General features: G+C 75.4%; 22 protein-coding genes. 11 read left to right on the top strand and 11 right to left on the bottom strand.

Annotated features, from left to right (window positions below):
* The 5 genes from CMN_RS05930 to CMN_RS05910 all read right to left on the bottom strand — a co-directional run bounded on the left by CMN_RS05930 (position 1) and on the right by CMN_RS05910 (position 5,179).
* The gene (locus CMN_RS05930) at positions 1 to 1,140 is read right to left on the bottom strand and encodes a substrate-binding domain-containing protein (protein WP_015489939.1); all 1,140 of its coding nucleotides are present in this window, start codon (positions 1,138 to 1,140) and stop codon (positions 1 to 3) included.
* Positions 1,141 to 1,449: 309 nt separating this feature from the next.
* A complete protein-coding gene (locus CMN_RS05925; protein ID WP_015489938.1) occupies positions 1,450 to 2,127 on the bottom strand; it encodes a response regulator in 678 nt (225 codons plus the stop codon).
* Positions 2,124 to 3,362, bottom strand: coding sequence for a sensor histidine kinase (locus CMN_RS05920; protein WP_227077761.1), 1,239 nt, complete (start codon positions 3,360 to 3,362; stop codon positions 2,124 to 2,126). Before CMN_RS05920 ends, CMN_RS05925 begins: the two co-directional genes overlap by 4 nt.
* Positions 3,363 to 3,401: 39 nt before the next feature.
* On the bottom strand, positions 3,402 to 4,265 hold the full coding sequence (locus tag CMN_RS05915) for an ABC transporter permease (protein WP_015489936.1): 864 nt from the start codon (positions 4,263 to 4,265) through the stop codon (positions 3,402 to 3,404).
* On the bottom strand, positions 4,262 to 5,179 hold the full coding sequence (locus tag CMN_RS05910; RefSeq protein WP_015489935.1) for an ABC transporter ATP-binding protein: 918 nt from the start codon (positions 5,177 to 5,179) through the stop codon (positions 4,262 to 4,264). Before CMN_RS05910 ends, CMN_RS05915 begins: the two co-directional genes overlap by 4 nt.
* A 136-nt stretch (positions 5,180 to 5,315) precedes the next feature.
* Here CMN_RS05910 and CMN_RS05905 point away from each other — a divergent pair, with 136 nt between their 5' ends.
* The gene (locus tag CMN_RS05905) at positions 5,316 to 6,563 is read left to right on the top strand and encodes a DUF418 domain-containing protein (RefSeq protein WP_015489934.1); all 1,248 of its coding nucleotides are present in this window, start codon (positions 5,316 to 5,318) and stop codon (positions 6,561 to 6,563) included.
* On the opposite strand, the gene CMN_RS05900 is transcribed toward CMN_RS05905, so the two are convergent.
* Positions 6,550 to 7,680, bottom strand: a complete 1,131-nt coding sequence (locus tag CMN_RS05900) for an SDR family oxidoreductase (RefSeq protein WP_015489933.1) — start codon at positions 7,678 to 7,680, stop codon at positions 6,550 to 6,552. The two genes, CMN_RS05905 and CMN_RS05900, sit on opposite strands and share 14 nt — an antisense overlap.
* 65 nt (positions 7,681 to 7,745) lie before the next feature.
* Complete coding sequence (locus CMN_RS05895) at positions 7,746 to 8,015, bottom strand: hypothetical protein (protein WP_015489932.1); 270 nt, start codon at positions 8,013 to 8,015, stop codon at positions 7,746 to 7,748.
* 105 nt (positions 8,016 to 8,120) lie between these two features.
* Between CMN_RS05895 and CMN_RS05890 the strand changes: the two genes are divergently transcribed.
* From CMN_RS05890 to CMN_RS05865, 6 genes are all read left to right on the top strand, one after another.
* Positions 8,121 to 8,561 carry an iron chaperone gene (locus CMN_RS05890; protein WP_015489931.1) on the top strand — a complete coding sequence of 147 codons (441 nt, stop codon included), beginning with the start codon at positions 8,121 to 8,123 and terminating at the stop codon, positions 8,559 to 8,561.
* Positions 8,562 to 8,629: 68 nt separating this feature from the next.
* On the top strand, positions 8,630 to 9,202 hold the full coding sequence (locus tag CMN_RS05885) for a hypothetical protein (RefSeq protein ID WP_015489930.1): 573 nt from the start codon (positions 8,630 to 8,632) through the stop codon (positions 9,200 to 9,202).
* A gap of 89 nt (positions 9,203 to 9,291) precedes the next feature.
* On the top strand, positions 9,292 to 10,269 hold the full coding sequence (locus tag CMN_RS05880; RefSeq protein WP_015489929.1) for a ring-cleaving dioxygenase: 978 nt from the start codon (positions 9,292 to 9,294) through the stop codon (positions 10,267 to 10,269).
* Positions 10,266 to 10,889: an alpha/beta hydrolase gene (locus CMN_RS05875; RefSeq protein ID WP_015489928.1), complete on the top strand. Its 624-nt coding sequence runs from the start codon at positions 10,266 to 10,268 to the stop codon at positions 10,887 to 10,889. Before CMN_RS05880 ends, CMN_RS05875 begins: the two co-directional genes overlap by 4 nt.
* Before the next feature lie 56 nt (positions 10,890 to 10,945).
* Entirely contained in the window at positions 10,946 to 11,353 is a 408-nt protein-coding gene (locus CMN_RS15300; protein ID WP_041465248.1) for a hypothetical protein, read from the top strand.
* A 118-nt stretch (positions 11,354 to 11,471) separates the two neighbouring features.
* Positions 11,472 to 12,965 carry a PASTA domain-containing protein gene (locus tag CMN_RS05865; RefSeq protein WP_015489927.1) on the top strand — a complete coding sequence of 498 codons (1,494 nt, stop codon included), beginning with the start codon at positions 11,472 to 11,474 and terminating at the stop codon, positions 12,963 to 12,965.
* Here CMN_RS05865 and CMN_RS05860 read toward each other — a convergent pair.
* The gene (locus CMN_RS05860; RefSeq protein WP_015489926.1) at positions 12,962 to 13,582 is read right to left on the bottom strand and encodes a helix-turn-helix transcriptional regulator; all 621 of its coding nucleotides are present in this window, start codon (positions 13,580 to 13,582) and stop codon (positions 12,962 to 12,964) included. The two genes, CMN_RS05865 and CMN_RS05860, sit on opposite strands and share 4 nt — an antisense overlap.
* Positions 13,583 to 13,629: 47 nt before the next feature.
* Between CMN_RS05860 and CMN_RS05855 the strand changes: the two genes are divergently transcribed.
* The 3 genes from CMN_RS05855 (at position 13,630) to CMN_RS05845 (ending at position 16,989) form a co-directional block, all read left to right on the top strand.
* Entirely contained in the window at positions 13,630 to 14,505 is an 876-nt protein-coding gene (locus tag CMN_RS05855) for a class I SAM-dependent methyltransferase (RefSeq protein ID WP_015489925.1), read from the top strand.
* Positions 14,506 to 14,562: 57 nt separating this feature from the next.
* Positions 14,563 to 16,323, top strand: coding sequence for a DEAD/DEAH box helicase (locus CMN_RS05850; RefSeq protein WP_015489924.1), 1,761 nt, complete (start codon positions 14,563 to 14,565; stop codon positions 16,321 to 16,323).
* Positions 16,324 to 16,422: 99 nt separating this feature from the next.
* Positions 16,423 to 16,989 (top strand): GNAT family N-acetyltransferase, encoded by a 567-nt coding sequence (locus CMN_RS05845; protein WP_015489923.1) that lies wholly within the window; start codon positions 16,423 to 16,425, stop codon positions 16,987 to 16,989.
* A 34-nt stretch (positions 16,990 to 17,023) separates the two neighbouring features.
* Here the strand turns inward: CMN_RS05845 and CMN_RS05840 are convergent, their stop codons facing one another.
* Together CMN_RS05840 and CMN_RS05835 are read right to left on the bottom strand one after the other, a co-directional pair.
* Positions 17,024 to 17,809: a hypothetical protein gene (locus tag CMN_RS05840; protein WP_015489922.1), complete on the bottom strand. Its 786-nt coding sequence runs from the start codon at positions 17,807 to 17,809 to the stop codon at positions 17,024 to 17,026.
* A 140-nt stretch (positions 17,810 to 17,949) separates the two neighbouring features.
* Positions 17,950 to 19,266 (bottom strand): carboxylesterase family protein, encoded by a 1,317-nt coding sequence (locus CMN_RS05835; protein ID WP_015489921.1) that lies wholly within the window; start codon positions 19,264 to 19,266, stop codon positions 17,950 to 17,952.
* A gap of 77 nt (positions 19,267 to 19,343) precedes the next feature.
* Here CMN_RS05835 and CMN_RS05830 point away from each other — a divergent pair, with 77 nt between their 5' ends.
* A complete protein-coding gene (locus CMN_RS05830; protein ID WP_015489920.1) occupies positions 19,344 to 19,970 on the top strand; it encodes a TetR/AcrR family transcriptional regulator in 627 nt (208 codons plus the stop codon).
* Here CMN_RS05830 and CMN_RS05825 read toward each other — a convergent pair.
* Positions 19,967 to 20,404 (bottom strand): arsenate-mycothiol transferase ArsC, encoded by a 438-nt coding sequence (locus tag CMN_RS05825; protein ID WP_015489919.1) that lies wholly within the window; start codon positions 20,402 to 20,404, stop codon positions 19,967 to 19,969. The two genes, CMN_RS05830 and CMN_RS05825, sit on opposite strands and share 4 nt — an antisense overlap.
* Positions 20,405 to 20,506 lie beyond the last annotated feature (102 nt).

Genomic DNA, 20,506 nt, shown 5'->3' with positions numbered 1-20,506 from the left:
CTACAGGCCGATGTCGGACGCCTTGAGGAAGCCCGAGTCGACGAGCGTCTTCTGCACGTCGTCCTTCACGACCACCTGCGGGTCGAGGAGGAACGACGGGACGACCTTCTTGCCGTTGTCGTACGACTTGGTGTCGTTGACGGTGACCTCGTCGCCCTTCACGATCTCGCCGATCATCTTCTGGACCTGGTCGCCGAGCGCCCGGGTGTCCTTCCAGACGGTCATGGACTGCTTGTCCGCGAGGATCGCCTGGACGTTGGCCTTGTCGGCGTCCTGGCCGGTGATGACGGGCCAGTCGGCGCCGGGCGCGTAGCCGGCGCTCGCGAGCGACGCCTCGATGCCGAGCGCGAGGCTGTCGTTGGGCGAGAGGACGACCTGGACCTTCTGGCCGCCCGTGTAGAACGACTGCAGGCGGTTGTCCATCTCGGCCTGCGCGTCGTCGGATCCCCAGCCGAGGATGCCGATGGACTGCCAATCGGCGCTCGTGGCGGGCGACTTGCCCGAGGGCACGGTCAGCTTGCCGCTCGCGACGTAGGGCTGGAGCACGTCCCACGCGCCGCCGAAGAAGAAGCCGGCGTTGTTGTCGTCGGGGCTGCCGGCGAAGGGCTCGAGCGTGAAGGGCCCGGCCGCGTTGTCGAGGTCGAGCGTGTCGCGGATGAACTCGCCCTGCAGCGTGCCGACCTTGTAGTTGTCGAAGGTGGCGTAGTAGTCGACGGCGTCCGTGCCGTTGATGAGGCGGTCGTAGGCGATGACCGTGACGCCCTGGCTCTTCGCGTCCTCGAGGGCCGGGCCGAGGGTCTTGCCGTCGACGGCCGCGACCACGAGGATCTTGGCGCCGCCCGCGACCTGGTTCTGGATCTGGCTGATCTGCGCGTCGGTCTTGTTGTCGGCGTACTGGAGGTCGACGGTGCAGTCGTCGCCCTCGAGCTTGGTCTTGAGGCCCTCGCCGTCGTTGATCCAGCGCTCGAGGCTGCGCGTGGGCATCGAGATGCCGACGTTGCACTCGGTGCCGCCCGCGGCGTCGCCGCCGCCGGAGCCGGTGTTCGTGGCGCCCTGGGGCGCGCACGCGGTCATGCCGACGGCGACGCCGGCGAGGAGGAGGAGGGAGCTGATCTTTCGTGCGTTACGTCCGGATGCCATGGCGGCGGGTCCTCTCGGGTGGCCCGTCCGGGTCGTGCGGGCACCCGGCGGTCGCGTCGTCGCGAGGGCCTGGGTGCTCCGACGCGTCCTCGGGTCGGGTGCTGGTGCGGTGAGTGCAGGTGGTGGTGCGGGTGCCGTGCGGGGCGACGCCCGGCGGAGCGGCCGGGTCGCGGCGGTCCGTGCGTTTGTCGTCGGTCAGAACTTATCCATTTCCGCAGCCGTGGACATGGCTTCCGGGAGACGTTATCCAAGCGTTACCGCCGCTGCCCCGCGGACGGGGGCGGGGCGCCGGGCCGGCCGGCCGCGGGCTCAGCCGCGCGGGGGGGGGCGAGCGGCAGGCGGCAGCAGCCCGAGCTCCATCGCGAGCGTGACCGCACGGGTCCGGTCGCCGACGCCGAGCTTCTCGAAGACGTGCAGCAGGTGCGTCTTCACGGTCGCCGGCGTCACGTGCAGCTCGAGGGCGATGCGCGCGTTGGTGCGGCCGGCCGCCACGAGCGCGAGTACCTCGGTCTCGCGCGGGCTGAGGGTCGGCGTCGGGACGACGGGCTCAGCGGCGGGCCGCGCCACCTGGCGGACCAGGGCCGCGGCGATCGCCGGCGCGAGGGCGACCTCGCCGCGGGCCGCCGCCCGGACGCCCGCGAGGATCTCCTCCTCGGGCGCCGCCTTCAGGAGGTAGCCGCTCGCGCCCGCCTCGATGGCGGTGAGGATGCTCGCATCGGTCTCGTAGGTCGTGAGCACGAGGACGCGGACGTCCGGCGCCTCCTCGCGGATGCGCGCGGTCGCGCCGACGCCGTCGAGCCCGGGCATGCGGAGGTCCATGAGGACGACGTCGGGCCTCTCGGCGAGGGCCAGCGCGACCGCCGCCTCGCCGTCGGCCGCCTGCCCCACGACGTCGATGTCGTCGGCGGAGGCGAGGAGCGCGGCGAGGCCGGCGCGGACGACGGGGTGGTCGTCGACGACGGCGACGCGGACGGGTGCGGGCGTCATGCGCGGGCCCGCACGGGGGTCGCGGCCGGGGTGTCGGCCGGGTCCGCCGCGGGTGCCGCGTGGGCGGGGATGCGCGCCGTGAGCCGCGTGCCGCCGGGAGCGCTCACGACCTCGAGGCGTCCGCCGGCCGCGTCGAGGCGCCGGCGCATCCCGTCGAGGCCGTACCCGCCGGATGCGCGGGTCGCGTCGAAGCCGCGGCCGTCGTCGCGGATCACGAGCACGACGTCGTCGCCGTCGCGATCCAGGACCAGCTCCGCGGCGGACGCGCCCGCGTGGCGGCGCACGTTCGCGAGGCCCTCCTGGGCGCAGCGGAGGAGGACGACCTCGGCGTCGCGGTCGACGGATCCGACGCCCGCGTCCGCGCGCACCTCGACCGGGACGCCGGTCCCGCGGGACAGGCGCGCGCCGAGCCGGGCGAGGGCCTGGGCGAGGCCGTCCGTGAGCTCGACGGGCGCGGTGGCGGCGACGATCGCGCGGGTCTGGGTGAGCGCGTCGCGCGCGCCGTCCTCGAGCTGGGCGAGGGTCCGGTCCATCGCGTCCGTCTCACCGCCGCGGAGCTCCCGCCGGCCGCGCTGCGCGAGCATCACGAGGCCGGTGAGGTCCTGCGCGACCGTGTCGTGGATGTCCGCCGACAGCCGTTCCCGCTCGCGGGCGGCTCCCGCCTCGCGGCCGAGCTCCTCGACCTGCGCCTGCGCCGCGCGGAGCCCCTCCAGCAGATGCAGACGCTCGTGGCTGAGGTCGGCGATGCGCGTGATCCAGAGCCCGAGGGCGATGCTCCCGCCGAGGCTCAGCCCCTGCGACACGGCCATGGTCGGCAAGGCGTCCGGCAGGTCGCCGAAGCCGACCACGAAGCCCACGGCGATGGATCCGGTGAGCATGAGGGTCCCGATCACGGCGTCGCGCACCCGGTCCAGCAGCAACCACACGAGCGGGCACAGCACGCACTGCACGATCGCGAACGACGACAGGCTCGCGACGCCCCAGGTGGCGGCGGGGATGACGAGCGCGAGGAAGACCACCGCCGACGGCAGCGGGACCACCGGGCCGGCCCCCGCCGCCGACGCGGCCGCGGAGGCCTCGAGCGCACGGCGGCCGAGCAGGAGGTAGAGGGCCGACATCGCCGCGACGGCCCCCCACGCGCCCCCGCCGGCGTCGCTCCCCGCGCCGATCGTCAGCACGACCAGCAGCGCCATCGTGACCGCGTAGGCGACGTGGACGGTGCGGGTCGGGATCATCCCCTGAGCCTGCCATCCCGCGTCGTGGTCACGCACCGCTCAGGAGTCCCGGCGGATCCAGCGGAAGGTGGCGACCGCGGCGATCGTGCCGCCGACCAGCCAGATCGCGAGGACGACCGCGACGCCCGCGAGGTCCCACGAGCCGCCGCGCTCGGACGCCGCGAGCGCGTCGGGCAGGAAGACGGCGCGCATGCCCTGCGCCATCCACTTGAGCGGCAGGAAGGCCGCGACGTCCTGCAGCCAGGTCGGCAGCATCGTGAAGGCCAGGTACACGCCGCTGATGAACTGCAGCACGAGCACGATCGGCGTGATGACCGCCGTGGCCGAGGCCCCGGAGCGCGGGATGCGGCTGAGCGCGATGCCGAGCACGGCCGACGACGTGATCCCGAGCGCGTACACCCACGCGAACGTGGCCCAGCGGCCGGCGTCCGTCGGCAGCTCGACCCCGAACGCGAACCGGGCGACGAGGAGCAGCACGACCATCTGCAGGAGCGAAGTCACGACGACCTGCCCGCCCTTGCCGATGAAGTACGAGAGCACGGGCAGCGGGGACCCGGCGAGGCGCTTGAGCGTGCCGTCGCTGCGCTCCATCGCGATGTCGACCGCGAGGTTCTGCACGCCCGAGAGGAGGATGCCCGCCGCGATCATGCCGGGCAGGTAGTAGGCCGCGGCGCTGACGCCGCCGGATCCGTCGGGCGCGGTGCCGAGGTTGCCCGACGAGCCGAAGGCCACCGAGAAGATCGACAGCATGATGACCGGGAAGAGGAACGTGAAGATGATCGTGTCGGTCTGCCGGAAGTAGCGGCGGACCTCGTAGCGGACGCGGTGAATCCCGAGCGGGAGGACGCCGGGCAGGGCCGGGACGCGGTCCGCGCCGGGACGCGCGGGGCGGACGGCGGTCATGCCGCCACCTCCTCGGCGGTCGCGGGAGCGGCGGATGGGGTCGGGGCGCCGGTCGCGCCGGCCTGCGCGAGCAGCCCGAGGTAGACGTCCTGGAGGCTCGGCCGGACGATGCGCAGGTCGCGCGGCTCGCCGCCGGGGGTGGCCTGCGACAGCGCCGCGACGAACGCCCCGGGCGTCCGCGTGCGCTCGTCGTGGGATCCGTCGTCGTCGCGCCAGAGCACGCGCGGGACCCGCGCCTCCTCTCCCCCGATCTCGTCGAGCCGGCCGATCGCGACCAGGCGCCCGCCCGCGATCACCGCGGCCCGGTCGCCGAGCTGCGCCGCCTCATCGAGGTAGTGCGTGGTGAGGAGGATGGTCGTGCCCTCCGCCTTGAGCTCGCGGATGAGGTCCCAGAACCGGTGCCGCGCCTCGGGGTCGAAGCCCGTGGTCGGCTCGTCGAGGAAGAGCAGCTCGGGGCGCCCGATGATCCCGAGCGCCACGTCCACGCGCCGTCGCTGGCCGCCGGAGAGCGCGCGCAGCAGCGTGCCGGCCTTCTCGGTGAGGCCCACGGCCTCGATGGTCGCGTCGACGTCGCGCGGTCGCGGGTACATCGCGGCGAAGTGGGCGACCTGCTCGCGGACGGTCATGGCGCCGCTCTCGGAGCTCGACTGGAGCACCATCCCGATGCGGGCGCGCCAGGCGCGGCCGCCCGTCGCGGGGTCGACGCCCAGCACGGTCGCGGATCCGCCGGTGCGGAGCCGGTACCCCTCGAGGATCTCGATGGTCGTCGACTTGCCCGCGCCGTTCGGCCCGAGGAGGGCGAACGTCTCGCCGCGGTGGATGTCGAAGTTGACGCCCCGGAGGGCGGTGGTCGTGCCGTAGGTCTTCTCGAGGTCGCGCACGCGGACGTGCTCCTCGACGGCTGCTGTGGTCATGGATCCAGCGTGGCGGTCGGCGGCCGGGAGCGGAACGGCCGGGCGGTCGATCCACGGCATCGGCCGATCGGTGGATGCGCGACCGGTCTCCCGCCCGGCGGAGGCGCCGCGCGTCCGCACCGGGCAGGCTGGATCCGTGACCCCGCTCCCCGGATCCCCCGCGCCCGTCGCCCATGCCGGCCCGACGCCCGCGGCGGAGCGCAGCCTCGCCCCCGACCTCCTCCGCGGGATCGCGCTGCTCGGCATCGCGCTCGCGAACTCCGTCTACTCCATCGCCGACCGCCCGATCGGCCCGCTCGGCCGCCCGACGGACGGCACGCCGCTCGACCACGTCGCCGACGCCCTCGTGGGCACGCTCGTCGACAACCGCGCGTTCCCGCTGTTCACGATGCTGTTCGCGTACGGCTTCGCGGTGATCCTGCGACGCCAGGCGGCCGCGGGCGTCGACGGACCGCGCGCCCGTCGGCTGCTCCTCCGCCGGAGCCTGTGGCTGATGGTGTTCGGCGCGCTGCACGTGGTGCTGCTGTTCGATGGCGACATCCTGCTGTCGTACGGGATCCTCGGGCTCGTCCTCGCCGCCATGTACCGCGCTCCCGACCGCGCGTTCACGGTCCTCGCGGCGACCTCCGCCGTCGTGTTCCTCGTCGTGGCGGGAGCCGACGGACTGGCCGCTCCGGAGGGCACCGGCGGCGTGCTCGGGATGGGCGACGGCGCCACGTTCCTCGGTGACCTCGCGGGTCGGGCGGTCACGCTCGCGGGTCTCCTCGTCGCGACCCCCGTCCTCGTGGGTCAGCTCGTGCCGCTCGGCGCCCTCGGGATCCTGCTCGGCCGGCGCCGCGTGCTCGAGGACCCGGCGGCGCACCTGCCGCTCCTCCGTCGTCTGGCGCTCGTCGGGATGCCCGTCAGCGTGCTCGGCGCGATCCCGCTGGTGCTCGCGGCGGTCGGCGCGCTCGACGCGGGTCCCGTGGCGCTCTACCTGCTCGGTGTGCTGCACGGCGCGACGGGGGTCGCGGGCGCGCTCGGGCTGATGGGGATCGTCGGCTGGGCGGTCGCGGTGCGGGCTCTCCGCGGGGATCCGGCGACCGGCCCGGTGCTCGGCGCCCTGATCGCCGTGGGCCGCCGCTCGATGACCTGCTACCTGCTGCAGTCGGTGCTGTTCGCGATCCTGCTGGAGCCGTGGTCGCTCGGCCTCGGCGTCGGCGCGGGGACCGCCCGCATCGCGCTGATCGCGATCGGCGTCTGGCTCGTCACGGTCGCGGTGGCCGTGGCGCTGGAACGCGCCGGCCGGGCGGGTCCCGCCGAGTGGGCGATCCGCCGCCTCGCCTACGGGACGCGACCGGCCGCGGGACCCGCGGCGCCCGCGCGGACGATCAGCGCGGGATGAGGCCCTCCGCGCGGTAGCGCTCGAACAGCCCGAGGAAGCTGTCGAGCGTGCGGTGATGCGTGTGGAAGCCGGCGAGGCGGCTCTTGCTGATGTCGGTGACGACCTCGATGTCGCGGCCGAGGTCCGCGTCGGTGTGCCACCACGACGCGAGGCGGTCCAGGTCGGACTCCGCGAGTCCGGCCTCGCGCGCGACGCGCGCCCACTCGTCCTCGTAGCCCGCCATCTGCTGCTCGAGCGGACGCGGCGCGTCCTGGAAGCCGACCGGCTCGACGCCGAAGTACGCGGCGAGGCGGGGCCACATCCAGCGCCAGCGGAAGACGTCGCCGTTGACGACGTTGAACGCCTCGTCGCGGCCGGCCTCGGCGGTGGACGCCCAGATCATCTGGTCGGCGAGCACGGTCGCGTCGGTGACGTCGGTGAGCCCGTCCCACTGGGTCGCGCTGCCCGGGAAGACGAAGGGCAGGCCGAGGTCGCGGCAGATGGATCCGTAGACCGCGAGCGTCAGCCCCATGTTCATCTGGTTGCCGACCGCGTGCCCGATGACGGTGTGCGAGCGGTGCACCGACCACGCGAAGCCCTGGCGCGCGGCGGCGGCGAACAGCTCGTCCTCCTGCGCGTAGTAGAAGTTCGGGGCCTCGAGGCGCTCCTCCTCCTCGTGGAAGGGGGTGTCGGGCATGGCGCCCTGCCCGTACGCCTCGAACGGCCCGAGGTAGTGCTTGAGGCCGGTGACGAGCGCGGCGTGCTCGACGGGCGCGCCGTCGAGGGCGGCGAGGAGGTCGCGCACCATGCCGCCGTTGACGTCGATGTTCTCCTGCTCGGTGGCCTGGCGCGACCACGCCGTGAAGAACACGTGCGTGGGCTTCTCGGGCGCGAGGACGCGGCGGAGGTCGTCGGCGGAGCGGAGGTCGGCGCTGATCCAGCGGACACCCGGGCGGTCGGCCCCGGCGCGGCGGCTGAGCGCGAGCACGTCCCAGCCCTCGGCGGTGAGCTGGTCGACCAGCGCGGATCCGCTGATGCCGGTCGCGCCGACCACGAGGGCGGTGCGGCCGGTTCCGTCGGAGCGGGGCGACGCGGCGGGGGCGGACGTGCGGGCGAGGGTGTCTCGGTTGTCGGTCATCCCCTGCCCCAACGACGAGGAGCCGCCCGGGAATTCCGGTCGGCTCCTCGCGGGCGTGTCGGGGATCAGGCGGGGTGCGGCCCGTCGACCTCCGCGTCGGCCTCGCCCTCGATGCCGTCGCTGCCGGTGGACGTCGCCTGCGTCGCCGCCGGGTCGGCCGGGCCCTCGCCGAGTCCCGCGTCCTCGGTGCGGCGGTCGAGGTCGGCGGCCATGGCCTCGGATCCGCTGTCGCGGTGGTCGTAGGCGACCTGCTCGGCGAGCCCGGCGCGCTTCTCGTCCGCGGTGGCCTCGCCGGCGCCGTCCATGATGGGCTGGTCCTGCTCGTGGGTGCTCATGATCCGACGCTACGCCGTCCGGCCGGGGTGCAGATCCGCGGGGCGCTTGTCGGCTCCCCGCCCACCTGCCACGCTCCAGGCAGACCACCACGCGAGGGAGCGGACATGACCGACAGCGGTTTCTCGAAGGACGAGCGCGAGGCGATGAAGCAGCGTGCCCGCGAGCTGCGCGAGGAGGCCAAGGCCCAGAAGGCCGCCGACAAGCAGGCCGCCGCGCTGCAGGGCGTGCTCCACGCGTTCGCCGCGATGCCGCCGGAGGAGCGCGCGATCGCCGAGTGGCTGCACGGCATCGTGCTCGAGCACGCGCCCGACCTCGCGCCCAAGACCTGGTACGGCTTCCCGGCCTACGCCGACGCCGACGGCAAGCCCGTCGTGTTCTTCCAGCCGGGCTCGAAGTTCGGGACCCGGTACTCGACGCTCGGCTTCCAGGATCCGGCGCAGCTCGACGAGGGCACCATGTGGCCGACGTCGTACGCGCTGACCGCGGTGGATCCCGCGAACGCGGAGCGCGTCGTGGAGCTGGTGCGGCGGGCCGTCGGCGGCTGAGGCGCGCTGAGTACCAGCCCCGTGGCGGGGCCCGACGCGGCGCGCCGCCCGGATGGCACCATGAGCGCATGACCGCCCTCACCCGCCTCGACTTCAGCGACTCGATCGGCGCGGACGGCAAGCCGGCGCACCCGCGGACGATGACGCTCGACGGCGTGGATGCCGACGCGGCCATCGCGGTCGTCACCACGCCGGGCGCGCAGTGCGCGCCGTTCTTCGATCGACCGGCGTTCCTCCGATCGCTGCTCGGCGAGGGACCATCCCTCGTCGACGACCTGCCGGAGGGACGCATCGGAATCCTCTCCTGCAGCAGCTGCGGCGACCCCTATTGCGGCTTCCACGCCGCCGACCTCGTCTTCGACGACGACCGGGTCCTGTGGCGGGGTCTCCGATTCGAGTGGCCCGACGGGATGTGGACCTCCAGTACGCCTCGGTCCCCCAGACGGACGCGGCGTCTCCTCGGCCTCGGCCGCCGACGCGCCGAGGAGCAGAAGCAGGAGACGGAGACGGAACGCGTGGTGGAGCCGTGGGCCTCGATGGGCGCCGACCGCGTGCTGGAGTTCGCGTTCGACCGCACGGCCTACGAGGCGACGATCCGGGAGGAGCTGGTGCGCGAGCTGGCGCGCGAGCAGCTGGGCTGACACCACGTCGCCGTCCCTCCGGGAATGATCCGCAGCCCCATGCGTTTGCATGGATGTGGCCCGACCGGGCCGCGCGGAAGGAGCGCCTCATGACCGCCAGCACCCAGGGACTGCACCACGTGACCGCCATCGGCGGCGACCCGCAGCGGAACGTCGACTTCTACGTGCGCGCGATGGGCCTCCGCCTCGTCAAGCGCACGGTGAACTTCGACAGTCCCGGCAGCTACCACCTCTACTATGGCGACACCGAGGGCCGGCCCGGATCGCTCCTCACCTTCTTCCCCTGGAAGGGCGTGCCCGCAGGCCGCGTCGGCGCCGGCCAGTCCACGACGACCGCGTTCTCCGTGCCCGCCGGGAGCCTCGGCTGGTGGGCCGAGCACCTGCGCCAGGTCGGCGTCGCGTCGTCCATCTCGTCGACCGGATCCGAGGAGGAGCGCCTCTCGCTCCGCGACCCCGACGGCCTGCAGATCGACCTCGTCGCCTCCTCCGTCGACGACCCGCGCGCGCCGTGGGACTCGGCCGACGTCCCCGCCGAGCACGCGATCCGCGGCCAGCACTCCTCGGTGCTCACCGTGCGGGATCCCGCGGGCACGGCGTCCGTCCTCACCGACGACCTCGGGCTCCGGCTCGTGGACGAGCGCGACGGCCGCTTCCGCTTCGCCGCAGGCGACGGCGGGCCCGGCGCGATCGTCGACCTCGTCGCCGACCCGGGCGCGCAGCAGGGCCTCACCGCGGGCGGGACCGTGCACCACGTGGCGTTCCGCGTGCCGGGCCGCGTCGAGCAGCAGGCGTGGCGCGACGAGCTGGTGGATCGCGGGCACCAGGTGACGCAGATCCTCGACCGCCAGTACTTCACCTCCATCTACTTCCGCGAGCCCGGCGGCGTGCTGTTCGAGATCGCAACGGACACGCCCGGCTTCGACATCGACGAGCCGCTGCTCGAGCTCGGCCGCAGCCTCCGCCTCCCGCCGTGGCTGGAGCCCAGCCGCGCCGACATCGAGGCCGCGGTGCCGCCGCTGCGCCTGCCCGACGAGGAGCAGGTCCCGGTCGACGGATCCGCCGCGTGAGCGCGCTCCTCGACGCGACGCCCCACGAGTTCCAGCCGGGAGCCGACACCGGCCCCGTGATCCTCGGCCTCCACGGCACGGGCGCCGACGAGCGGCAGGGCCTCGAGCTCGCGCGGCTCCTCGCGTCCGGGCAGCCGGTGCTGGCACCGCGCGGGAGCGTGCGCGAGGGATCCGCCGCCCGCTGGTTCCGCCGCCACGCGGAAGGGGTCTTCGATGTCGACGACGTGGTCGCGCGCGCGGCCGATCTCGCCGACCTGGTCGCCGAGGCCCGGTCGGCCTACGCTCTGGGAGACCGGGAGATCCTCGCTGTCGGGTTCTCGAACGGGGCGAACATGGCTCTGGCGACCACGCTGCTGCACCCGTCGGCGCTGACCGCGACGATCGCCTTCTCGGCGCGCTGGCCGCTCGGCGGCCGGGAGCCGGCCGCCGACCTGTCGGGCACGCGGATCACGCTGCTCAACGGCGACGCGGACGCCATGGCGCCGCTCGTCGACGTGGAGCGGACGGTGCGCGAGGCCCTCAGCCGCGGCGCCGACGTCTCCTCCCACGTGCGACCCGGCGGGCACGGGCTCGACGCGCGCGACCTCGACGCGGCCCGCACGCGCATCCGCACCGGCTGATCCCCGCGACCACGCCGACCCGAACGGTCCCCCGCCCGCCCCACCGGAAGCCGCGCATGCCCGAGATCATCGCCTGGGTCGTCTCCTTCCTCGTCGTGACCGTCGCGGTCTCCGGGCTCGCGGGGCGCGTGGGCTGGTCGGCGCCCGTAGCGCTGGTCGCGGTCGGGGCGGCGCTGTCGTTCGTGCCGGGCGTGCCGCAGATCGTGATCGAGCCGGACGCCGTGCTCTACGGGCTGCTGCCGCCGCTGCTGTTCGCGGCCGCGCGTTGGCGGGCCGCGCGCTCCGCGATCCGGTCCCGCGTCTCCCCCACCACCGCCCCCGTCCGACCCGTCGCGGCTGTCGACGGCGCCCCGCGCCCGGGCGATCCCGCCTGCGTCGCCTTCGTCGGCAGCGCCGACGACGTCCGCCTCGCGGGCACGCGCAGCCTCGCGGTCGACCTCGTCCCGCTGTCGCCGCGCCCCTGATTGGGGGTGCGGGCGGCAGCCCGGTGACGCGACCGGGCTTCCCGGCCGGCCCGGGCGCCGCCTAATCTGAGCCGAGGAGCAGTTCCCCCACCTGGGGAACGCTCTGCTGAGGAGCACCATGTCGTCGACCCCGCCGCCCGCCTCCCCGACGTCGGTCACGCCGTCGTCCGACGAGCCCGGCTGGTTCGGCGACGGCGAGGGCAACCAGCGCTTCTGGGACGGTGCCCGCTGGACGTCGCTCGTCTCCAGCCGCCGCGTCTTCCCGGGCCGCGCCTCCTCGACGCCCGAGCCCCAGCTGATCTCCGAGTCGCCGCTACCCGAGGACTACGCGCCCGGTGCCGCGCCGCTCGCCCCGCCCACGGGATCCGCCGTCGACGCCTCGGTGGACGCCCCGCCCGCCGGTGCGCCGCTCGCCCCGCCCACGGGTGCTCCTGTCGCGCCGCCCGCCGGCTACGCGATGGCGCCGCCGACCGGCGCACCCGTCGCCCCTCCCACCGGCCTCCCGACGGCGCCGCCGACCGGTGTGCCCCTCGACGCTCCCGCTCCCGCTCCGCGCACCTCCTCCGTGGCCGGCAGCTTCGCGCCGCCGCGCCCGGCCACGAGCGCCGCCTCCGCGCCGACCCCGCGCGCCGCCGCCACCGCGCCGGCCCTGCGCGGCCGCAGCACCTGGCCGTGGGCCGCGCTCGCGGTCGCCGCGGTGCTCGTCGCCGCCGCCGCCGTCATCGCCGGGATGCCCGGCCTTCTCATCGCGCTCGGCGTCGTCGCCCTGGTCGCCGGGATCATCCCGCTCCTCCGCAGCGGGGCGGCCTGGATCCCCGGCATCCGCACCCGCGCCGCCGGCGGCCTCGCAACCGGCGTCGCCCTCGCGCTCATCGCGGGCGGCGCGGTCGCCTCCGCGCTGCCGACGCCGGCCGACGACGTCGCGGACCCCGACCCCATCGAGATCTCCGACTCCCGCCCGGTGCCGAACGCGACCGATCCGGCGAACCCGCTCCCCGTCTCGGCCGACGGCCTGGTCGAGATGGTCGACGTGACGCGCATGAGCGGCGCCGACGCGGGCGACACGCTCGCCGCGTCCGGCTTCGGCATCGCCTTCGCGGGCACCGGCGGCGGCGCGTTCGTGCGCCAGGACGTGGGCATCGTCGCGAGCCAGGACCCGGCCGCCGGCACGCGCGTCCCGCCCGGCACGGTCGTGACCCTCACGCTCGCCACGCCCGCTCCCGAGCGCATCGCGCTCCCGGTCGTGCCCAAGTCGCCCGGCGTCCCGTCGCGGCCCGGCACGCGACCGGGGACGGGGATCTTCAACCCGGGCAACGGCGGCGGGACCGGTGGCGGCGGCTCGAACCCCGGGACCCCGTCGAACCCCGGGAGCGGCGGCGACACCCCGTCGCAGCCCGACCCGACTCAGCCTGCCGAGCCCACGAACCCGCCCGCGACGGACACCCCTACCGTGCCGACGCCGGATCCGACGTCACCCACCCCGGTAGAACCACCCGTGGATCCGCCGGTCGAGCCGACGGTGCCCCCCGTCGAACCCCCCGAGCCGACGACGCCACCGGAGCCCGAGACGCCGGTCGAGCCGATGCCCGAGACCCCGCCGTCCGACGGCTAGCGCTCCGTCGCGTCGTCCCCCGCGCGGGCGCCGGGACCCGTCCCCGTCGTCCGCAGGTGCGCCCGCTGCCCGTCGCGGTCGAGGATCGTGAGGATCTCGACGACCCCGCGGTGCGCGCCGATGGCGTGCGGGACCATGGTCGAGAACTCGGCCGCGTCGCCCGCCTCCACGAGGATCGTCCGCTCCCCCAGCTGGAGCCGCGCCGTTCCCGAGAGCACCGTGAACCAGTCGCGCCCGGGGTGCACGCCGAGCTGGTCCACCGGCAGGGGCCGCGTCGGCGTCACGCGCATCTTCGCGACGAAGGGGCCCGATCCGCTGGCTCCGCCGCGCGAGAGGATCCACATCGTGCGCCCCGCCTCCGAGTCCGCCTGGGGGCGGATCACGACGTCGGCGTCGTCGCCCGACTCGATGAGCGCGTCGAGCGACGTCTCGAGGGCCTGCGCGATGGGCACGAGCTGGTCGAGCGCGATGCGCCGGTGACCCGTCTCGATGCGGCTGAGCGTCGACGGGCTGAGGAAGCACCGGGCCGCGAGCGCGTCGAGCGACCAGCCGCGGGCCTCCCGCAGGCTCCGGATGCGCTGGCGGACGAGGGCGTCGACATCGGGCTCTTGCGTCATGGGCAAGATCGTATGCGTCTGCCGCAGAGGTCCGCCACCCTGGATCCATGACGCACCCGCACCCGCACCCGCACCACACCTCCGGCCACGGCCCCGCCGACCCGTCGCTCGCCCGCATGCTCGACCTCGACGCCCGCATCCTGCACGCGCACCAGCGCGAGCTGACCGCCTGGGTCCGCCGCCTCGCGCGCGACACCGCCGGCCGCGTGGTCGTCGACCTGGGCGCGGGGACCGGCACCGGCACGGTCGCGCTCGCGCGTCGCTTCGACCGGGCCGTGGTGCACGCCGTCGACGCGAGCGCCGCCATGCTCGACCGGGTCGCCGAGCGCGCGGTCGTCGACGGACTGGCCGACCGCATCCGCACCGCGCACGCCGACCTCGACGCGGGCTGGCCCGCGCTGCCGCCCGCCGACCTGGTCTGGGCGTCGCTCATGCTGCACGAGGTCGCCGACCCCGCGCGCCTCCTCGCCGGCATCCACGACGGGCTCGCGCCGGGCGGCATGCTCGCGGTCGTCGAGATGGACGGCCCGCCCCGCTTCCTGCCGGACGACCTCGATCCGGACCTCGCCCGCCCGGGCCTCGCCGACCGCCTCGACGACGCGGTCACGCACGGCGGCGCCGGCGGCCCCGCGCACCCGGACTGGGCGCCGTGGCTGCGCGACGCCGGCATCGTCGACGTCGCGACGCGCGTCTTCCGCATCGACCCCGACCCGGCGGATCCCATCGCCGCCGCCGCGACCCTGCCCTACGCCCGTGCGTGGCTGGTCCGCGTCCGCGACCGCGCCGCCGACCGCCTGGACGCGGGCGACCGCGCGGCCCTCGACGCCCTCCTCGACGACGACGGACCGCACGCCCTGGCGCGGATCCCGGGCGTCGCCCTCCGCGGGACCCGCACCGCGTACGTCGGGCGCCGACCGCGCTGACCGCCCGATCCGCGCGAGGTGGGGCGCGCAGCACCCCCGACCCCCTACCGTTGAGGCATGAGCACTGACGACACCGCATCCACCCCCGACGCGGACGCCGCCCCCCGCACGACCTTCAGCGACCTCGGTCTCTCCGACCAGGTGCTCAAGGCACTCAAGGACGTGGGCTACGAGACGCCCTCCGCGATCCAGGCCGCCACGATCCCCTCCCTCCTGTCCGGCCGCGACGTCCTCGGCGTCGCCCAGACCGGCACCGGCAAGACGGCCGCGTTCGCGCTGCCGATCCTCTCCAACCTCGACGTCTCCCAGAAGACCCCGCAGGCCCTCGTGCTCGCGCCCACCCGCGAGCTCGCGCTCCAGGTGTGCGAGGCGTTCGAGCGCTACGCGTCCGGCATGCGCGGCGTGCACGTGCTGCCCGTCTACGGCGGCCAGGGCTACGGCGTGCAGCTCTCGGCGCTGCGCCGCGGCGTGCACGTGGTCGTCGGCACCCCGGGCCGGATCATGGACCACCTCGACAAGGGCACCCTCGACCTCTCGCAGCTGAAGTTCCTCGTGCTCGACGAGGCCGACGAGATGCTCAAGATGGGCTTCGCGGAGGACGTGGAGACGATCCTCGCGGACACGCCGAAGTCGAAGCAGATCGCGCTGTTCTCGGCGACGATGCCCGCGCAGATCCGCCGCATCTCGGGCAAGTACCTGCAGGACCCCGAGGAGATCACCGTCAAGAACAAGACCACGACCTCGGCGAACACCACGCAGCGGTACCTCATGGTCTCGTACCCGCAGAAGGTCGACGCCCTCACGCGGATCCTCGAGGTCGAGAACTTCGAGGGCATGATCGTGTTCGTCCGCACGAAGAACGAGACGGAGACGCTCGCCGAGAAGCTGCGGGCCCGCGGGTACGCGGCGGCCGCCATCTCGGGCGACGTCGCCCAGGCGCAGCGCGAGCGCACGGTCGAGCAGCTGAAGTCGGGCAAGCTCGACATCCTCGTCGCCACCGACGTCGCGGCCCGCGGGCTCGACGTCGACCGGATCAGCCACGTCGTCAACTACGACATCCCCATCGACACCGAGTCGTACGTGCACCGCATCGGCCGCACCGGACGCGCGGGACGCAGCGGCGCGGCGATCAGCTTCGTCACGCCCCGCGAGCGCCGCCTCCTCACCGCCATCGAGCGGGCCACGCGCCAGCCGCTCACCGAGATGCGCATGCCGAGCGCGGAGGACGTGAACGTCACGCGCCTCACGCGCTTCGACGACGCCATCACGGCCGCGCTGCAGGACCGCGAGCGCCTCGACGCGTTCCGCGACATCGTGGGCCACTACGTCAACCACCACGACGTCGTCGAGTCCGACGTGGCCGCCGCGCTCGCGATCGTGGCGCAGGGCGACACCCCGCTCCTCCTCTCGGCCGACGACCTCCGGCCGCCGCGCGTCGAGCGCGAGCGCCGGGACGACCGCCCGGGCCGCGACGGCGACGACCGCGGCGAGCGTCGCGCCCGTCCCGCGCGCGGCAGCGGCAACATGGCGACCTACCGCATCGACGTCGGCCGCCGCCACCGCGTGGAGCCGCGCCAGATCGTGGGCGCGCTCGCCAACGAGGGCGGCTTCAGCCGCGAGGACTTCGGCCACATCGACATCCGCCCGGACTTCTCGCTCGTCGAGCTGCCGGCCGGGCTCCCGCAGGACAAGCTCGACCGTCTCGCGAGCACGGTCATCAACGGCCGCCCGATCGACATCCGCCCCGACCGCGGCGGCCCCCGTGCCGCCGAGCGCGGCGCGGCCCCGGAGCGTCGCGGGCGGAAGCCGCGCGACTGATCCGCTGACCGTCCCGACGGCCCGTCCCCTCTCCGGAGGCGGCGGGCCGTCGTCGCGTCCGGCCGCGGACGGCGGGTGCCCGGCCGATAGCGTGGCGCGATGGATCCCGTCACCCTCCGCACCGCGCGCCTCGCCCTCCGCCCGCCCGCGCTCGACGACGTTGACGCGATCACGGCCGCATGCCAGGACCCGGGGATCCAGCGCTACGTGCCGGTGCCCGTGCCGTACGCGCGCGAGGACGCCGTCTCCTATGTCTCCGACTTCTGCCCCGACGGCTGGGCGAGCGGCGAGCGCCTGACGTGGGCGGTCGTCGAGGGCGACGCGCTCGTCGGCACGGTCGGGCTGCACGCCATCGCGGACGGCGCGGCCGAGATCGGGTATTGGCTCGCGCCCGGCGCGCGCGGTCGCGGGATCATGCGCGAGGCGGCGGCCGCGGTCGTCGACCACGGGTTCGACGCGTCCGCGGGGCTCGGCCTCGCCCGCATCGGCTGGCGCGCGTACGCGGGGAACGCCGCGTCCGCCGCCGTCGCCCGCGCGCTCGGCTTCCGCTTCGAGGGGATCGCGCGCCTCGGCGCCCCGGGCCGCGACGGCCGCGAGGACGACTGGCTCGCCGGCCTCCTCGTGAGCGACGACCGGGCGCCCCAGCCGTGGCCCGTGCTCGCCTGACCGGCGCCGGATCGCGCCCGGTCGCCCGGGCGGGTCAGGGCTCCGGGATGGTCAGCGCCCATTCCCGGAACGACGCCAGGTCGGATCCGGTGAGCAGGGCCGCCGACCCCGCCGGCATCGGATCCGCGATGGGCAGGAACGCGAGCGCGTCCCCCGGGAGGCCGACGAGGACCTCCCCCACGATCGAGTCCGACGACGACGAGTCGACGCGCGTGAAGTAGACGGTCCGGCCCGCGGCGTCGGAGTCCACCGACTCGGCGATGCCCGCCCGGCCGGTCACGAGCCGGTGCAGCTCGTCGACGCGGACGCGGGCGACCACGTCGCCCGCCTTGAGGCGCACGCCCGTCTCGACGTCGCCGCGCCGCCCGATCGGCACCTCGGCGAGCGACGCCGTGAGGCCGGATCCGGACCACGGCCGGATGCTCGCGAGCGGCCGCGGGTGCCGCTCGCGCTGCCGCTCCTCCGGGGAGCGCATCCACGGCCACTCCGGTCGCGACAGGAACGCCCCGGCGAGCACGGCGAGGAGCCAGTGCACCATCGCCGTCGCCAGCCCGGAGAGCCGGAGCGCGACCGCGACGCCGACGACGACCACCGCGACGAGCAGCCACGTGACGATCCGCGACCGCGCGCGGTACAGGGTCAGCGCCGTGACGATGCCGCCGACCGTGAGCCCCAGCCACGCCCACGCGGGCACGGTGCCGTCGCGCAGCGCCACGGAGACCGAGAAGCCGAGCACCACGGCGAGGAAGACGCCCATCACGACCATCGTGCCGCGGCGGTCCCGGGCGGCGCGGGACGGGCGGGACGAGGGCGCGGTCATGGGACTCCTGGGGGGACGCGTCGACGGGCGGACGCGTCGGCGGGCGACCGGCGCGCGTGCACCTCCGCCCTGCCGGACGCGCGGCCCGCCGGCCCGACGCGCCGCGGCCCCCGAGCGGGTGACCCGCGCGCCGGGCCGGGTCAGCCCCCCACGCGCCGCAACTCCAGCACGCCCGGGATCAGCTGCCGTGTCGGGATCCGCCCGCGCGCGAAGTCGCCCCAGACCTGCCGCACCCGGCGGGCGTCGCGCTGGATCCCCTCCCAGTCGGCCCCCGCGAGGAGCCCGGCGCCACGCCAGGCCTCCTCGTCGCCGAAGAGCAGCGGCAGGTCCACGGTGTGCGCGGCGCCGTACGGGCTGCCGGGCGCCGACCAGCGGATCACGTAGCGGTGCGCGGTGCCGCCGGCGCGCGCGTGCCGCCGGGCGAAGCGGCGACCGGGGACGCCGTAGACGATCCCGGTGACCGCCGCGAGGGTCGCGCGTCGGACCAGCGGCCCGACCACCGGGAGGCGCGTGAGGCGCGCGAGCCACGGGATCCCGGGCAGGCACAGTCGCGCCTCCTCGGCCGTGTTGCCGATGAGGACGTCCACGCCGGGCGCGGCGGCGTCCCACGCGGCGTCGATCCGGGACTCGGGCGGCAGCGGCACATGCCCGTACTGCGTGCCGAACGGCATCGCCCCGAGGAGCCCGAACGGCGCGGCGGCGCGCTCGATCACGGCCTGCCGCGCGAGCACCTCCTCCACGGGCATGTCGACCGTGAGCCTGCGGGAGGCGCGCGCCATCGCGGCCGCCATCCGGCGCCGGCCCCGCGAGATGCCGAGCGGCGCGCTCTGCACGATCGCCCGCCGGAACAGCCCGGCCGCCTCCGGCACCGCCATGAGGTGCGCGACCGCGTCGCCGCCCGCCGACTGCCCGAACGCGGTGACGCGGTCTGGGTCCCCGCCGAACGCGCGGATGTTGCGCGCGACCCAGCGGAGCGCCTCCAGCTGGTCGAGGAGGCCGAGGTTCGCGGGCCGGTCGCGGCCGTCGCCGAGGTAGCCGAGGAGCCCGAGCCGGTAGGTGACCGTGACGACCACCACGCGCTGCTCGGCGACGAGGGCGGCGGGATCCATGATCGGCACGTCGCCCGCGCCCGAGACGTAGGAGCCGCCGTGGATCCACACCATCACCGGCAGCGCGTCGTCCGGCCGCACGTCGCCCGGCATGGTGACGGAGACGCGCAGGCAGTCCTCGTCGACGGCGACGTCCGCGAAGCTCCCGAGCACGGCGTCGAGCTCCTCCATGGGCGGCTGCGGGCACGCGGGGGCCCAGGCGGTCGCGTCGCGCGGCTCCGTCCAGTCGGGGTGCGGGATGGGCGGCGCGAAGCGGGCGGCGGTCGCGTAGGGGATGCCGGTCGCGCGGACGACGTCGCCGTCCGCCCAGCCGACGACGGGGCCGCAGGGCGGCGAGAAGGCGGTCATCCGATCAACGCTACCGTTCGGGAGGCGTTCGCCGGGAGGCCCGCGAGCGCGACGGATCCCGGTGCTACCGTGACGCCATGCCCCGCCTGATCGACCACGCCCGCCGCGAGGACGAGGTGGCCGAGGCGGTGTGGCGGGTCATCCGGCGCGAGGGCGCGAGCGCCGTCTCCGTGCGCACGGTCGCCGCCGAGGCGGGCCTCTCCACCGGGTCCCTCCGCCACAGCTTCCCGAGCCGCATCGACCTCGTCGCCCACGCCACCGCGCTCGTCGCCCGCCGCGTCGACGGCCGCATCCGGGCGCGGCGGGCCGACCCCGACGCGCGCCGGCGGGCCGTGCGGATCCTCGCCGAGCACCTGCCCCTCGACGACGCGCGCCGAGCCGAGGCCGAGGTCACGGCGGCGCTCCTCGCCGACGCCGCCTCGCACCCGCGCCTGCGCGAGGTGCGGGCCGCCGCCCACGCGGCCGCCCGCGAGACGTGCCTGGAGCAGCTCGCGCAGCTGCGCGCAGCGGGCCTACTGCGGCCCGACGCAGATCCCGAGGCCGAGGCCGACCACCTGCAGGCGCTCGTCGCGGGCCTCGCGCTGCAGCTGCTCGTGGAGGAGCCGGATCCGGCCCGCAGCGCCCGCGCGCTGGGCGTGCTCGAGCTGCACGTGGACGCGCTCGTCGCGCGCCGCGTCGACCGGCGCGCGTCCGTCGACGCCTAGCGCGCGTCCGGGGCGCCCGCGACGACGCCGAGCCGCCCGCGCAGCTCCTCGACCCGTGCGCGGATGTCGTCGCGCACGAGCCGCATCCGCTCCATGCCGTCGATGCCGCGCTCGCTGGGCTCGTCCGTGATCCACGTCTCGACCGCGACGTCCTGGTCGCCGTCCACGTGCGCCTCCGCGCCGAGCACGACCACGAGATCGGCCTCGCGCACCATGTCGTCGGTGAGCGGCTTCGGGCGCTCGCCCGCCACGTCGACGCCGAGCTCGGCGAGCGACTCCACCGCGAGCGCGTTGAGCGAGGTGCCGGGATCCGTCCCCGCGGACGTGACGGCGACGGCGTCGCCCGCCGCGTGCCGCATGAGGGCCGCCGCGAGCTGGGACTTGCCGCCGTTGCGGGCGCAGACGAAGACGACGTGCGGGATGCGCTCGGCCATGGATCCTCCGGTCGGGACGTCGCCCGCGGGTCGGGCGTCCCGTCGATCCTGGCAGACCGGCGCGGCGGGAGACCTCGACATGGATACAGCGAGCGCTGTACC

The sequence above is a fragment of the Clavibacter nebraskensis NCPPB 2581 genome, from assembly GCF_000355695.1.
In the GTDB taxonomy this organism is placed as follows: domain Bacteria; phylum Actinomycetota; class Actinomycetes; order Actinomycetales; family Microbacteriaceae; genus Clavibacter; species Clavibacter nebraskensis.
Note: the sequence above shows the minus strand (reverse complement) of the source record. Positions and strands in the feature narration are given on the sequence as shown.